The sequence below is a fragment of the Pedobacter hartonius genome, assembly GCF_900107535.1.
Taxonomy (GTDB): domain Bacteria; phylum Bacteroidota; class Bacteroidia; order Sphingobacteriales; family Sphingobacteriaceae; genus Pedobacter; species Pedobacter hartonius.
This window is the reverse complement of record NZ_FNRA01000023.1, coordinates 1-14,128: the sequence shown is the minus strand read 5'-3', so window position 1 is coordinate 14,128 and position 14,128 is coordinate 1. Positions and strand designations below refer to the sequence as shown.

At 39.1% G+C, this 14,128-nt stretch carries 13 protein-coding genes; 6 read left to right on the top strand and 7 right to left on the bottom strand.

All coding sequences use genetic code 11. The features are described 5' to 3' along the window. Positions 1-42: 42 nt before the first annotated feature. Positions 43-1,266: a site-specific integrase gene (locus BLW16_RS22465; protein WP_090560134.1), complete on the top strand. Its 1,224-nt coding sequence runs from the start codon at positions 43-45 to the stop codon at positions 1,264-1,266. A gap of 152 nt (positions 1,267-1,418) precedes the next feature. Next, positions 1,419-1,682: an ORF6N domain-containing protein gene (locus BLW16_RS24125; protein WP_217631625.1), complete on the top strand. Its 264-nt coding sequence runs from the start codon at positions 1,419-1,421 to the stop codon at positions 1,680-1,682. Between the two features lie 667 nt (positions 1,683-2,349). Here BLW16_RS24125 and BLW16_RS22455 read toward each other — a convergent pair. After that, positions 2,350-4,353, bottom strand: coding sequence for an ATP-dependent nuclease (locus tag BLW16_RS22455; protein ID WP_090560133.1), 2,004 nt, complete (start codon positions 4,351-4,353; stop codon positions 2,350-2,352). Positions 4,354-4,938: 585 nt separating this feature from the next. On the opposite strand from BLW16_RS22455, the gene BLW16_RS23395 reads away from it, so the two are divergent. Beyond that, on the top strand, positions 4,939-5,085 hold the full coding sequence (locus tag BLW16_RS23395) for a hypothetical protein (protein WP_175470687.1): 147 nt from the start codon (positions 4,939-4,941) through the stop codon (positions 5,083-5,085). A gap of 33 nt (positions 5,086-5,118) precedes the next feature. Here the strand turns inward: BLW16_RS23395 and BLW16_RS22445 are convergent, their stop codons facing one another. From BLW16_RS22445 to BLW16_RS22435, 3 genes are read right to left on the bottom strand one after another with little or no spacing between them, the layout of a single operon-like run. Then, positions 5,119-5,394: a hypothetical protein gene (locus BLW16_RS22445; RefSeq protein ID WP_090560131.1), complete on the bottom strand. Its 276-nt coding sequence runs from the start codon at positions 5,392-5,394 to the stop codon at positions 5,119-5,121. A 6-nt stretch (positions 5,395-5,400) separates the two neighbouring features. Further along, positions 5,401-6,687 carry a hypothetical protein gene (locus BLW16_RS22440; RefSeq protein ID WP_090560130.1) on the bottom strand — a complete coding sequence of 429 codons (1,287 nt, stop codon included), beginning with the start codon at positions 6,685-6,687 and terminating at the stop codon, positions 5,401-5,403. Beyond that, positions 6,677-7,576 (bottom strand): HEPN domain-containing protein, encoded by a 900-nt coding sequence (locus tag BLW16_RS22435; RefSeq protein ID WP_090560129.1) that lies wholly within the window; start codon positions 7,574-7,576, stop codon positions 6,677-6,679. Before BLW16_RS22435 ends, BLW16_RS22440 begins: the two co-directional genes overlap by 11 nt. A gap of 129 nt (positions 7,577-7,705) precedes the next feature. Here BLW16_RS22435 and BLW16_RS22430 point away from each other — a divergent pair, with 129 nt between their 5' ends. The 3 genes from BLW16_RS22430 to BLW16_RS22420 all read left to right on the top strand — a co-directional run bounded on the left by BLW16_RS22430 (position 7,706) and on the right by BLW16_RS22420 (position 11,505). Beyond that, on the top strand, positions 7,706-8,101 hold the full coding sequence (locus tag BLW16_RS22430; protein WP_090560128.1) for a helix-turn-helix domain-containing protein: 396 nt from the start codon (positions 7,706-7,708) through the stop codon (positions 8,099-8,101). A 417-nt stretch (positions 8,102-8,518) separates the two neighbouring features. Further along, positions 8,519-9,685, top strand: coding sequence for a retropepsin-like aspartic protease (locus BLW16_RS22425; protein WP_090560127.1), 1,167 nt, complete (start codon positions 8,519-8,521; stop codon positions 9,683-9,685). An 80-nt stretch (positions 9,686-9,765) separates the two neighbouring features. After that, positions 9,766-11,505 (top strand): S41 family peptidase, encoded by a 1,740-nt coding sequence (locus tag BLW16_RS22420; RefSeq protein ID WP_175470686.1) that lies wholly within the window; start codon positions 9,766-9,768, stop codon positions 11,503-11,505. Positions 11,506-11,918: 413 nt separating this feature from the next. Here the strand turns inward: BLW16_RS22420 and BLW16_RS22415 are convergent, their stop codons facing one another. From BLW16_RS22415 to BLW16_RS22405, 3 genes are read right to left on the bottom strand one after another with little or no spacing between them, the layout of a single operon-like run. Then, on the bottom strand, positions 11,919-12,527 hold the full coding sequence (locus BLW16_RS22415; protein WP_090560125.1) for a hypothetical protein: 609 nt from the start codon (positions 12,525-12,527) through the stop codon (positions 11,919-11,921). A gap of 31 nt (positions 12,528-12,558) precedes the next feature. Next, positions 12,559-13,542, bottom strand: a complete 984-nt coding sequence (locus BLW16_RS22410; protein WP_090560124.1) for a relaxase/mobilization nuclease domain-containing protein — start codon at positions 13,540-13,542, stop codon at positions 12,559-12,561. Further along, positions 13,532-13,909 (bottom strand): plasmid mobilization protein, encoded by a 378-nt coding sequence (locus BLW16_RS22405; RefSeq protein ID WP_090560123.1) that lies wholly within the window; start codon positions 13,907-13,909, stop codon positions 13,532-13,534. The genes BLW16_RS22410 and BLW16_RS22405 overlap by 11 nt, the downstream gene beginning before the upstream one ends. Between the last annotated feature and the right edge of the window lie 219 nt (positions 13,910-14,128).

The window sequence follows — 14,128 nt, the reverse complement described above, 5'->3', positions numbered from 1 at the left end:
GAAACTGCAAAGCTATTTTTGTTTAACCTTAATGTTATCGTTATGAAAACTAATTTTAGCGTGCTTTTCTTTTTGAAAAAGCCAAAGAACTACACCAAAGGGGCTGTTTACTTTATCTTTTTAAGGATTACAGTGGACGGGGTGCGTGCGGAAATGTCAACAAGCAGGAACTGCGAGCCGGAGCGGTGGAATGCAAAAGCCGGAAAAGTCATTGGTACAAAGGAGGATGTTAAAACTTTGAATGCCTATCTGGAAAATATGAAAGCGGAAGTTTATGCAGCGCATAGCCAGCTAAACGCGGACGGAGCTGCAATAACCGCTGATAGCGTTAAATGCAAATTCTTAGGCAAAGCCGAAAAAAAACACACCATTATGGAAGCCATTAAAGTCCACAACATAAATATGGCCGCACTTGTAGAAAAGGAAGATTATGCGGAAGGCACTTTGAGGCGGTTTATAGTACTTGAAAAGCATGTTAAAGAATATCTTTCATTCAAATATCAAACAAGTGACCTCAACATCCGAAATATAGACCATGAGTTTATTGATGGTTTTGATTTCTACCTGCATACCTCAAAGGATAATGATACGAATACCGCCAGTAAACATCTTAAAAATCTTGGTAAAATCGTCCGTATATGTCTTAGAAATAAATGGATCATCACTGACCCCTTCTTTGGCTATAAGTTGAAATCAAAGCTTGTACAAAGGGAATACCTCACTGCGGATGAACTGAAAAACATTGCGGGCAAAAAATACAGTACCGCAAGACTATCGCAGGTTCGGGACTTTTTCTTGTTCAGCTGTTATACGGGGCTGTCCTATGCCGATGTGCAAAAACTCAAACAAACTGACATACGTATAGGTATTGATGGGGAAAAGTGGCTGTTCAGCTATCGTAAAAAAACTGGTACGCCTGTAGCCGTCCCGCTTATCCCAATAGCCGCTGATATTCTGGAAAGATATAAAGATCACCCTTTATGTGCCAATCAGAACAGGGCACTGCCGATTTCCAGCAATCAAAAGATGAACGAGTATTTAGTGGAAATTGCCGCACTATCCGGCATCGTCAAAACACTTGGCAACCGGATCGCCAAGCGCACTTTTGCCACTACTGTTACTCTTTTGAACGGTGTACCTATTGAAAGCGTATCAAAAATGATGGGACATACCAATATACGCACCACCCAACTTTATGCAAAAATGCTGGATGAAAAGGTAAGCAGTGATATGGCACCTTTAAGACAAATATTCGCATCAATTTAACCACTTCCGGTCGGCAGCTCATGTGCCGACCGTTTTAAATACCTGATAGATAACGTAGAAACAAAAATCAAAATTTCTAATGAACTTGTTATGCACCAGATTACATTATAAGAGGGCATAAAGTGATGCTGGACTCGGATTCTGGCTGAACTATCTGGAGTGGAAACCAAACAGCTAAAGCGGCAGGAAAAAAGAATACGGAACTTCTTCCCGAAGGTTTCATATTTGAGATATACACTGAGGAACAGAAAATTTTAAGGAGCCAATTTGGCACCTTAACACACGGGGCGCACTCGAAATATAACATCATGGCCTTAATTGAGCAGGACGTGGCAATGCTTTCCAGCGTACGAACCAGCATAAGGCCTATTGAGATAAACATCCAGATCATCCTCATTTTTACCAAAATGAGATAGGTGCTGTCCGACAATCCAAAGATCGGGCTCGAAATTGAAAAGATTAAAGGCAAACTGGATAACCGAACAAATGGAGACACAGCATGCGCCAGCGCCGAAAAGGACACGTATTGAGTTCAATCCGGACTCTTGTCCACATTGATTAAGGATTGCTCAGCAATAGCAGTCTTTTTTCTTTAATTTCAGTAATTTATCGTGAAATGTCGGTTTGATGAAAGCGGTTCTAAAAGCTACTTCACCCCATGTCAGATTCTCTTTGTATATGCCTATAATCAACGTTTGCTTCTGAACAATGTTCGATTTATCATAAAGATCATGTAGCTTAGTTTGGCCTTTTTTATAAGAAATTGTATGTGATGCTCTTTAAAATCTAAAGCTTTTAAAACCTTTTCAAATTTTTCATGGATTAGAATCCTTGTTGGAGTAGGAATGCTGCCACTTAGCCAATATTAAGCGCCTTTCTAGTTGGACACGTTGCCTCAATTGCATATAAAGCTGATGAAATATCACTTATTTAATAAGAAACAATTAAAAGTACCTTTTACATTTTAGAATGACGCAGGACATGAATGGTATTTGCAAGCAGAGTTTACATTCATCTCGAGGGGTATCATTTGAAAAAAAATTAGTTTTAGTGGTCACGGCTGCTCATAGTTTAGACAACCGTTTAACGCTGGCTGTTTAAGGTTATAATGTTCAATACCATTTTCTCAAGACTTTCAGAACGTTTCCCACTATTGAATGCTTCCTCCAAAACATTCTTCATTACTAAGGGATTCTTCCAGGGGCCTTTAGCCTGGATGGCTTTATTGTGCTTATCAACCATCATCGTTAAATATTCTTCACCTAGCTCTCTTTTCAATAAATCTTCTATAGTATCCTTGAAGGAAGCAGACGTTGGTCCAACATGCTCGGGCCAATCACATACTACTTCATTGTTAAGTACTAAAAGATCCCTGTTCTTATCTGACGAAGACTTTGCAGCAGCCTCGGCGCTTTGCCGTCTTGCACTTGCTTGCGTTTTTTCAACGCCTTCTGTGATGCTCTCTTTAGAAATGGCTTTTTCTAAATCCTGCCATGTTTTGTAATCTGAGTCCCATACTGTATAGGTACGTATGCCAAGATCATCGAAAATTATTTTAGGCTTTTCTATATTAGGTTTTCCGCCACAAGAAATTAACGCAATGTCGTGAAGTTCTAAATCAAAGTTTCCTTCAGAATGGAATTTTGATGCAGCTCTCAATGCTACTATGTCTGAGGGGCCCTCCATAAGTACTACTGTTTTTGAAAAGAACCCTTCATTAATTCTGGAATCAACAGCATTAATCATTCCTGATAAGGTTTTCAGTTCAGTAAATGCCTGTCCCTTCGAAGGCAAGGTGGCCTCTCTTGCAGATAATTCTGATAATGATGATTTAAAAATCTTTGTTTCGTGCATTTCTACTTCACCGCACAAAATTTTTGTCACCCTTATTATATTGTTAAAGTCCGAGATATTTAACATTAAGGGTGAGTGCGTCGTATAACAACATTGTACGGTGGATGCAACAGCACTTCCGGTTTCAGCTAATGCTTTAAGAACACTATAAAATAACTTTTGCTTACTTGGATGTTGGTAAAGTTCTGGTTCATCTATGCCAAGAATTAAATTTAACGGCTCTGTTCCTTCATCAGCTCCCGCACGATGCTCAGCAAAATACTGAAGAAGTGAGAGAACAAACGCTCTTTGTAAACCTTGTCCAGACGACGAAAGAATAGTGTCGTAGCCTCCTTCTTTAACATTAACTATAGCTTTGGGAACTGGCAATGTAACGTCGGCTGTTTCTTCATCCAAGTAAATAGAAATATCTACATCGCTGTAGTATGCTTTCATCGCTTTGGTTATTCCTTGCGATAAAATATTCATTTCACCAGTGTTAAAAGGCCTAAGTCTATTTATAAATTTAGTTTTTATTTCTTCTTGAAGAGCTTTTATTTCTGCATCTTCCTTTAATTTGTGCCTAGCAAGAATATCAGTAAGTTCAGCGATAGGACTGTTCCTAGTATCAGTTAAATGATTTTCAGACATCACTGCTGGTATGTAAACAAATTTTGTGAATTTTTCCAAAGAAGATACGGAACTGTTTTCAAATCCAAAAAATTGGGTCTCCGACTCTATTAAGCTGAGCTTTTCGGGATTATTTGTTTCCCAAGCACTAAAAGCATCTTCCATTGTGGGGCCTGTCTTAACATCAGGAAGATCACTGAACTCGGGTAATAGCCTCAGATCTGCAAACTGCTTTTTGAACGTATCAACTGGTTTTCTATCTACTTTTCTAAATGCTGAACAACCTTTTGTTTGCCCATAATATGTGCCTGTATTGTCAACTGAGCTAAACCTTTTGATTACACTTAACTTCTTATCAGATGAAAGGTATTTGGAAAAATGTTCAATTTCATTTTGTGTCAGATCTCCATATAATATTTCTATTTCGATCGATGAATCTATAGATCTTGCAAAAAAGTCATCTTTCGTCACCCTTATTTTTGGTTCATAAAAATATTGGAGCGCTTTGAGAAAATTCGACTTACCGCAACCGTTAGGACCGACGAAAATTGTAAGACCATCAAGCATTATCTTTTCTTGCTTTATAGAGCGAAAGTTCTTTATATCGAGTTGTTCTATTTTCATGAAGTTCTCTTAGTTAAGTGATACAAATGATAAGTTGTATTTTTAATAAATATCAGTATATTATATCCTATTAACCAAAAATACTAAGTAGTTAAATGATAATAAATAGCACCCCTGATTTTCCACTACACCGATTGGGTGGGGATTATCCCAAAAGTGGCCACACCTTTTTTTGCAAAGTGGCCACATCTTCTTTGTAAACTATCCACTTGGTTTCGCTACAAAGAATACATTTATCTGATTTTAAGCATTTTAAGACTATAATTACAAACACCAAACTTATCCACTCATCATCAATATTAAAATAAATCCTAATGGCTCTATACGTCTCAGAGAGCATATCTTTACCGCACTAGATTACCATGAAATATTATATCGGAAACGCAATACCCAAAAAGGATCTGAAAGCTTCTCTAGCGTGGAGGGGCCGTAATCGGAGTAAGACATTTAGACTTAACAACTAAAAGCAAGGAAAGCTGGGAAAATATTAAAACAATAAACCATTATAGTCTTGAGCAGTTTGACACAAAATACACTGGATACTTTCGCCGAAATACACACTATAAGCCCTAAAAAGCGTTCTTAGTGTTCAAAGTATTCCCGCCAATAGGTAGTTTTCTATTACTGGCTTCTCCGTATATGCCAAAAGCGGGAACAGCAGCAGCCAAGAGCGGAGGCCGTTCCGCAGGCCGCAAATGCGGGACGGCCAGTTTGCAGGCATTATTCAAGTAAATCCTATTTATGGTTATTTGATTGATAATATCGCTATTTATTTAATTCAATTTTTTTGGTAAATACATAACATAGGTTCAACAGTTCCACCAATTGATTATAAAAAAATAACATATCTGTTAGTTCCTCGCCTTCAGGAGATTCAGCAGCGAAATGAATCCATCCCTCGTATAGCTCCCAAAGCTTAGTACGGGATTCGTGAATCGGATGGTTCACGAAAAAATAAGTAATTGACGGCACAGGATTATCAAGATCTTCATCGGAAATATCAACAGGTTGATAATTTAAAGCCTTTAAAATTTCTTCCATAACATTCTATTTATTGATGAAACTATATACCCTTCTTAATTGATCTACAAAATCTTTAAAATCACCGTCATAGTGTTTCTTTAGTACTAAGAGCTGAAATTGGCTTCGCTGAAAATAACTGACTAGTTGGCTATCATCAACAGAGTTCAACAGCACATATTTTCTCGGGCTGTAGCTCAGCATAGCAAAGAAAGCGGTATTGAAGTAATATTGTAGCGGATGTATTCTTCCTTGAAGCATTAATCGAAGTTGCAGTTTATAATAATCCCCCATGTCTTTCCATAGAAAACAGATTTCTGGTGTTTCATTATTAAAGGCGCATGGCGTCATATACGATCTTCTTGGCTTGCCTTTTACGTTACGCATTCCATATGTATAACTGTAGTGTGTGTACAACCTTCCTGAAAGTAAAGGAAGCGCCTTTTGCCAGAGCTCAAAAAGCATATTGAAATTATTTTGGTTCTGTTTCTGTTTTTCAGCAAGCCTATGAGCGTCTTCTTTATATTCCGGGTTAGCAACCAAGGCTATTTTCTTCATGTCGAAGCAAATCTCAACGAGGTTTTGTTGTTCGTCCGAAAGATCGATTTCAGAAAGTTGCATTTCATTAAGCACGTATGTTGTAAAGCTTCTTACCTCGGTTTTAGCCTTGTTCAAAATCCCTATGTAAGGAATTAAAAATGGATAATGATTTGTTCGGAACCTTTCATTGTTGTTATCTGCCAAACAGAAACCCAACACCGTGTGTGTTTCTCTAGGGGGCTGTTCTTGAATTGAATGAACTGCTTTCCGTAGCTCCATTATATTTGCAGATACTATGGGGAGTTGTTTTCCAGGTTTATATAGACCTTTGTATCTCACTTTTGACGACACGTGCAAATTATCCTTCGACTTATGGATCATCAGGTATTTAGATCCCCCTGTTTCCTGATCAAAGAATCCCGGCCAATAATAGTCTTCGAAATCATATTCAGTGTGGTAGTACATCAGTTGGTTAAGCGCAAAATAAGCGTATCGGCTCAAATAGTTTTCATGGGTATCAACGCTGCAGCTTACCAGTAGTTCGGAAATTGTGACCTTAATGTAAACCATTTCTTCGGGCTCTTTGTCCAGAATTACACCCATTACAAGCAGTTCATTGCTGAAAGATATTTTTCTGATTTTAATGGGCAGATAGCCTCTCTTCGGTTTTCTAATCTCTGAATATTGGTTCAGTGTATTTTCTGTAAGTATTCTCGTATTGGGTGTAAAAGGCAAACGAAAGAAGTTCGTCGATGAAATATTTTTATCCAGCATGATCCACCTCACTTTCTTTTTTTAATTGTGTATAGGATTCTGCCACTATTGCAAGAGATTTTATCTTTTCACCGCACATAATTTCAGTAAGCTTTAAAAAGGTTGAAACACGAATGAATATTTGCTCTGCGTCAGCTTGTTCAATATTAAAATCATCTTTGTACCGTGCAGCGGAATAACTTTTTACCATGATATCAAAGAGCCGTTTATCATCTTCCCTGCCGGAGAGGAACAGGCTTGATGGTGCCGGAGAAAAGCTTTCGCACAACCGAAGCTGTCTATATAGGTTGTGTATATCAGAACGGTATGCCAGATGAACCCTTATCAAAGCAATACAGCATTGTTCTACTACCTGATGCGCCATAAATGCACTTAGATTGTAATGTTGGTTCGTCAGGCATTCTTTTGCACTTTTTAAAAAACCTGTTGCCAATGTAGAGCGGTGATTGTAATGTTTTTGGGCTTTTACTGCCCCCTGTGTGGGTATAAAATTTATGATATGAGTACGCTGCACCATACCATCCCGGCTATAAAGAATCTGGCCCTCGTTATAAATGGTAATGAAAAACCTGTTATTAGCCTTTATTGCATCTGCAATGGTTTCTTTCCCATGAGCCAATATGGTGATCTTGCCGAAAGGATAGTGATTATTGGCAAAGTCCTGCACCTCGTGTTCAATTCTGGTAACGCTTTCGGTCACCATTAACAAAAAATAATGATAGTTTTCAGTACTGTGGTTCTCTATAAAGCACCCGTTATTGACTTTAAAATCGATGTATTTTCCAAAGCTATAGATTTGCTCGGGCTTGAATTTTTGAACCAGCTCTTTGATAAAGGCCGAAAAGTTTTCTTTCTGGAACTGACCAGATTGCGAGAATTGTTTTTTCATAATCGTGACATTTTTGATTTCTGAGATCAAATATGCGGTACGGCAATGCCGTAACCTACCAATTAAAGTGGTACCTTACCATCATTTATTGGTTCTCTACTACCTAAAAAAATAATTATATTTGGCTCTATGGAAACACCTACAAAATCTAGCAAAATGCACATCGGCAGGAAAATTAGTCGCATTCGTGAAATCAGAGGGATAAAACAGGATTATCTTGCTGTTGAACTTGGCGTTAGCCAGCAAACGGTTTCTAAAATTGAGCAAAGCGAAGAGGTAGAGGATTCAACTTTGGAAAAAATCGCGAAGATACTTGGTGTTACTGTATCAGGGATTAAAAATTTCAGTGAAGAAGGTATTGTTAATTTCTTTAATACGTTTAACGATAGCAGTACTAGTACGTTCAATAATCATTGTACTTTCAATCCTCTTGATAAATTGATGGAAGTAGTAGAGGAAAATAAGAGTCTTTATGAGCGGTTGCTCGCAAGCGAACGTGAAAAAAACGACCTTCTTAAAAAATAAGTAATTCAACTACTACGTTGCGTCTTTAATACATAGACTGTAATTTAATTTTTGTTCGCTACCTTTTAGCTAGCTGTTTTTCGTCCTTTAAATTATCAAAAACTCATCATCAAAAACTAGAATTTGATTAGATTTATGGAATGAGTTTATGAGAATCGGACATAATATATATGTTTTTAAGAGATCATATACAGAACTTTATAATAGATTTTCAGCCCTAGAGGAGTGTCAAATAACTAGCGATTATCGGTATAAATAACACTGTTATGTGGATATTGTCATCAATGACGAGAGTAGATCTGCGTCTCTGTATACATACCGACTAAAATCGATCTGGGACGTTAATTATAGTTAAAGTTCCCGCGCACTCTTATACGCTTCGCTAATTTTAATTAGTTTCGGATTTAAAACAGGAACATGCATAGAATTTTATTTATCACTTTTTTTTTGCTCATAACTGAGTATAGTTTCTCGCAGAGTCTTTCCTACAATAAAGGCGGAACAAAAGCAATAAATTATTTTGAGGAAATACCCTATCAGGATATAAATGGCAAAATGATAGTCAAAGTCAAAATCAATGGGATCGATTATAACTTCCTGTTTGATACTGGGGCTCCGATGTGCCTAAGTTCAAAAATCTTAACGGCAGTAAACGCTGACAAAGTGCAGAATGATCAGGTAAAAGATGTAAATGGCAACAAGACATCTAGCTTAACAGTCGTCATTAAGGATATTGCATTAGGTAACCTTAACTTCAGTGGTATACCAGCGGTTGTCGGAGTTCCCGACTTTTTTAAATGCTGGAATATTGACGGTATTCTAGGAAGCAACTTACTTAGGAATTCTATCATCCAAATAAACAGCCAGAAAAAAACTATAGCCATTACCGATCTGACCGAGAAACTTCAACTCTCCGACAAGAAGGGAATTAGTCTCTTTTTAGACTCTATTCAGAGCTATCCTGTATTTAAAGTGCAGCTTTCAGGGAATTCAACAATGAAGGTAAATTTTGATACAGGTGACAATGGTCTGCTCTCACTTTCTGAAACTTTGATGGACCAGCTTAAAAAAGCGAAAGTTTACGAAACAGTCACTAAGGGTTATGGAGCCAATCAGATAGGAGCATTTGGCCTGGAAAAGGATAATGAGAAGTTGTTATTGAAATTCCTAACTTTTAACGTCGCTGACGTACATTTAAAAAATGTGATGACTGTAACAAGTAAAGGGTCAGGAGCAAGATTGGGCTCTAAAATGCTTAACTATGGTATCGCTACCATTGACTTCATAAATAAGAAGTTTTATTTTGAAGGCAGTGCTAAAGAGATAGATTTGGCTGAAAAGCAGTGGCCGTTTCAACCAACTTTTAACAATAATAAATTGGTTGTGGGCCTGGTTTGGGATGAAGCAGGTAGTAGCGTTGCTTTAGGCGAACAGATTGTCGAAGTTGACGGAACTTCTTTTGAAACCGTAGATCTTTGTGATCTGCTCAATAAAAAGTCAATTCTTGAAGGGAAAGAAAGGTCTACTATAACCTTAAGGTCTCAAGACGGCAAATTACGAAAATTAGAAGTTGAAAAGAAATGAGACGTGTCCTGATAATTCTCATTACACTATTGTATAGCCTATCAGCTTATCCACAATCGGCAGAAAGACAGCAAAGAAATTTGGAAGCATTTGCGAGGCTATACGGTTATGTCCAATATTTTCACCCTTCTAGTGAAGCGCCCAAAGACTGGGCTGTGCTGGCGCTATATGGCAGCAAGAAAATGCTTTCGATAAGCAATGATACCGAACTGATCGCCGAACTCAATAGTATTTTTAACCGAGTTGCACCATCTGTTCAAATATTTTTGACGTCCGCACCACGGCGATTTGATTTTAAAAAAATTACGCCTCCAAATATAGATGGTTATAACATTGTATCATGGCAACACCTGGGGTTCGGCCTTCCTTTGTATCCTAGTATTTACCAGAGCATCAAGCTAAATATCCCTTATGGGCCCAAGGATACAAAATCCCCGGAACAGCTTTTTGAAACAAAAATGAAGATCGGAGCGTATTTGAAGACCGATATCACAGAGGGAATATCATGTATTGTTCCATATGCATTGTACTCGAAACAAGGGAATACCTATCCCGCTGCTGCTCATCTTGCTACGCAAGAACTGATGCGAGATATGGGCAACTCCCTGCCGAAAGATTCGTTAGGAAAGGTATCAATTACAGCAAGTTTTCCCGAAATCAGATTAGCTGACGTTATTATTGCCTGGAATATTCTGAAACATTCATATCCTTACTGGAATGATGCATCCTTACCAGCAGAAACCATCCTCACCAATGCAATTAAAAAATCCATTTCAGATAAAAGTCCAGAGGATTTCCTAAATACATTACGGCTGATGTGTGCAGAAATGAATGACGGACATATGTTTGTCGATCTCACAGATCCCAAAGAAAAAAACAATGAGGCTACGGCATCTTTAACGCTCACAGAGGCAGAAGGAAAGATTGTTGTTACGAAAATTAATGACGAAAAAATTATTGGCATAGACTTAGGGGACATTGTAGATTCCATTGAACATCAGGACGTCATGAAATATCTATTGTCCAGAGAAAAATATTTATCAGGATCGCGACAGTGGAAAAGGTCAAAATCGTTAGTTATGGCGTTAAATGGTCCCAAAAATACTTGTGTACTTCTCTCTCTTACTGGAAAAAATGGTAAGAAAACATTCCTTGTAGAAAGAAATGTTAAAGGTCAAACTTATAAAAACGGCTATGAAAATGAGCCTTATACAAAAGAAGGTTGGCTCAGACCAAACATATATTACATGAACCTGTCACGTGACTCCGTGACCAAGAAGTTAATTGAGGAACAGCTTTTCAGTGCAAAGGCCATAATATTTGATCTTCGCGGATATCCAACGAATGATGAAGTTTTCAGTATCCTCCCTCATCTAATAAATAAGCCGTTGAAAAAGAGGCAGTTTTTCTTTATTCCTCAGATTATATATCCAGATTTTAAAAAGGTTGGTTATCAACGGGAAGGATCAAGGACAAATGCGGAAACACCTTTTATAAAAGCTAAAATTTATGTTCTCACTGATGCCAGTGCTCAAAGTGCATCTGAAACATTTTTGGCACAAGTTAAAGGACTTCCAAATGTGACGATTATAGGAACACCAAGCTCAGGTACAAACGGGAATATCAACGTGATTTATCTGCCTGGGAAATATACTATTTCTTATACCGGAATGATGACAAAAAATGCTGACGGAAGCAAGCATCACTTAAAGGGAATAATACCAGATATCATTTTGACTCCTACAATTGATGGTATTAAGAACGGGCAAGATGAGCCTCTAAATTTAGCTATCAAGATAGCGAAAGAACAAAGTCGGTAATTAGGATGAAGGTCATTATCATTAGACGGTGAGATACTGTTAATACCAAAATTTTATTTGATTTCATCGTTGTATGCCTTGATTTTGATCCATACCTTTTTTCTTATTCTTCTTACGTTTTTGATGCTCCATCGTGTTTCTTGTGGTGCAACATAAACAGGCTCCATTGGAGAAAAAGAAAACTATGAGTGAACTGATCCCGACCGATGAAGGGATATTAAAATCGCTTGGAAAAGATGGCCTGCTTAAATTATTTGGATAGCTATACAGTTCTACTATCAAAAACAAAGGGTTTGAAATGATCGCCCCTTCTGATTTGCCATTCATTATTTAATGAATGGCAAATTATTTCATATCGTCACCCAGATAGCATTTAGTCGCAACTCTTATATTATCATTTCACATCAACAAACTCAATCTTTCTTTTTCAGCGAATCCAAAAGCTTTTTAGCTTGCTTCGCCTCTTCTGCCGTTTCTCTGGCAACTTCTTCCGCATAGGCTTTTTCCAACGCTTCGGCTTCCAGCTTGATGGTGTTCTCTTTCATCGCCTTGGGATTACGGCTGTAGGTCGTATCCGCCCAATGTCCCCATTTAGGGGCTGTCTGCCTGATCGCACGAAACTTGGTGTCATTGGCACTCATGCGGTTGTTTTCGTGGTTCAGGTACAGAGCTGTTCCGAAAGATGAGGCTGTGATTAGGAAACAGGCCGCTACACTAATGATGAGGTTTTTTGACCAGGCCCCGAAATGGTGGTGATGTTCGTTTTTTACGGTGATGACCTTGGGCATGGTACCCACGAGGTCTTTAACCTGATCAATCTGCTGGCTGATCTCCTGATCGTCATAACGCTTGTTGGATTTTTCTATCTGGCTAGAAATGTTAGCTAAAGTCTCTTTATACTGTTCTAAAAACGACTTTAAAAATTCCGGCAGTTCGTTTTCGATGACTTCCATCCGCTTAACTAAGCCCAGAATGAGTTCTTCGGCCATTGTTACTTTTTCTTCTAATTCGTCCTGTTCCATAACATTGAATTTGTTGGTGAATTTTTTTTATTTATCTGGTTACTCCCTGTGATTGCTCTGCCTGTTGTTTCTTTCGTTTCCTGCGGGCTATTTCTGCATCTCCGACCGGGTCTGGTGCAGATGGCACAAACTCCGGGGTAAGTAGGATATCCAGCAGGTTTTCAACTACACCAGACACATTTGGATTATGCTGGTGCTCGGCATGAATGCCCTGCCGGATGGCCTCCCGTAACTGCTGCGCCAATGAGGGTTGATGCGCCTCCCTTGCTGCATGGTAATCCTGTACCTGCTGGTTGCGGTTCAACTGTGCATCCATACGGGAAAAGCTCAAACTCCGGTCAATGGTTGAACCCTTCATTTTCAGCCCTCCCTTTTCAAAGGAAATGCCCTGCACTTCTATGGTACCGCTTTTGAACTTATAGGCGATACCGATGCCCCGTAAGGTCAGCTTCGCTTCCAACTCTTTCCAGTTCGTGGACGTTTTCATAGCGGCTTTAATGGTATCATACAGTTCATATCTGACCTTTTCCTTGCCATCTAAAGCCTGCCTGTTGACCTGCTCTTTCCCCTTGCCCCAATGATAGCCGTATTTCAGGGTCAGCTCCTTGCATGCGTTGATATTGCGTGCATAATTATTCTTATCGGTGATCGTCGCTCCCTTATTGTCCACCCGGTTATATACCACGTGGAGATGCGGGTGCGATTTATCATGATGACGCACCACTACATACTGAGTATCCCTGATACCCATCTTCTGCATATACTCTTTGGCATGTTCCAACATAACCGAATCGGACAGTTTGGGCAGGTCTTCCTTGCTCCAACTTAAGACCAGATGCCCGACAGCCTTGCCCAGTTCCGGCCTCATTTTTCGTTGCAGGTTAAAATCATTGGTCAACGTGGTGGCGTTCTGCATCCTTACACCCTTGGCAAAAAGGATCTTCGCTTCGGGCTTATCCACGATGTAGCGGACACAGCCCCCGAAGCTTCTTCCTGTAATCGGTTTACCGATCATGGCTATTGATTTTGGTTAATAATTCTTCGATCTGCCTGATCAGTGCCTGGCATTTTAAAGCCAGTGTTGGCAAGCCTTCCACGTGGGCGAGATGGGTCAACTGGTTTAGGTTATTGGCCATCCCCGATAGCATCCTGAACCATCCGCTTTCTTCTGAGGTAAAGCGGGGAAAAACCCTTGCACTCTTTGCCGCCTTGCGGAACCATTCACTAGGTTTCAGCCCCGCATTTTTTGCCCGTTGCCCTATCAGTTGTTTTTCTGTAGGGGTTAACCGGATCATGAGCAAATCACTACGGCTAATCGTTTTTTTTGGTCTGCCGGGTACTCTTTTTTTCTTTATTTGATTGTTGGCTGTCGCTGTTTTCATGCGCTGTGTTCCTTTCCAAATCTTCAGTAGATCCTTTCTTAATTCCTTTTTTTTACCGACCAACGGGAGCGAGTCCGGGGCATCCCTTTAGGGTGAATCCGGGTTTTTGTATAGCAAAAACATTAACTCATACTTTAGCAGAGTAATACCAAAGATGAATTGATGAGTACCGAACACAAACATGCAGCACGTTTATATGTATGCAAAGCAAGATTGTAC

Bases quoted from the DNA above. Each gene is read 5' to 3' on its own strand.
- BLW16_RS22465 (WP_090560134.1), top strand. From the start codon at position 43: ATGAAAACTAATTTTAGCGTGCTTTTCTTTTTGAAAAAGCCAAAGAAC.
- BLW16_RS22455 (WP_090560133.1), bottom strand. From the start codon at position 4,353: ATGAAAATAGAACAACTCGATATAAAGAACTTTCGCTCTATAAAGCAA.
- BLW16_RS22445 (WP_090560131.1), bottom strand. From the start codon at position 5,394: ATGGAAGAAATTTTAAAGGCTTTAAATTATCAACCTGTTGATATTTCC.
- BLW16_RS22440 (WP_090560130.1), bottom strand. From the start codon at position 6,687: ATGCTGGATAAAAATATTTCATCGACGAACTTCTTTCGTTTGCCTTTT.
- BLW16_RS22435 (WP_090560129.1), bottom strand. From the start codon at position 7,576: ATGAAAAAACAATTCTCGCAATCTGGTCAGTTCCAGAAAGAAAACTTT.
- BLW16_RS22430 (WP_090560128.1), top strand. From the start codon at position 7,706: ATGGAAACACCTACAAAATCTAGCAAAATGCACATCGGCAGGAAAATT.
- BLW16_RS22425 (WP_090560127.1), top strand. From the start codon at position 8,519: ATGCATAGAATTTTATTTATCACTTTTTTTTTGCTCATAACTGAGTAT.
- BLW16_RS22415 (WP_090560125.1), bottom strand. From the start codon at position 12,527: ATGGAACAGGACGAATTAGAAGAAAAAGTAACAATGGCCGAAGAACTC.
- BLW16_RS22410 (WP_090560124.1), bottom strand. From the start codon at position 13,542: ATGATCGGTAAACCGATTACAGGAAGAAGCTTCGGGGGCTGTGTCCGC.
- BLW16_RS22405 (WP_090560123.1), bottom strand. From the start codon at position 13,909: ATGAAAACAGCGACAGCCAACAATCAAATAAAGAAAAAAAGAGTACCC.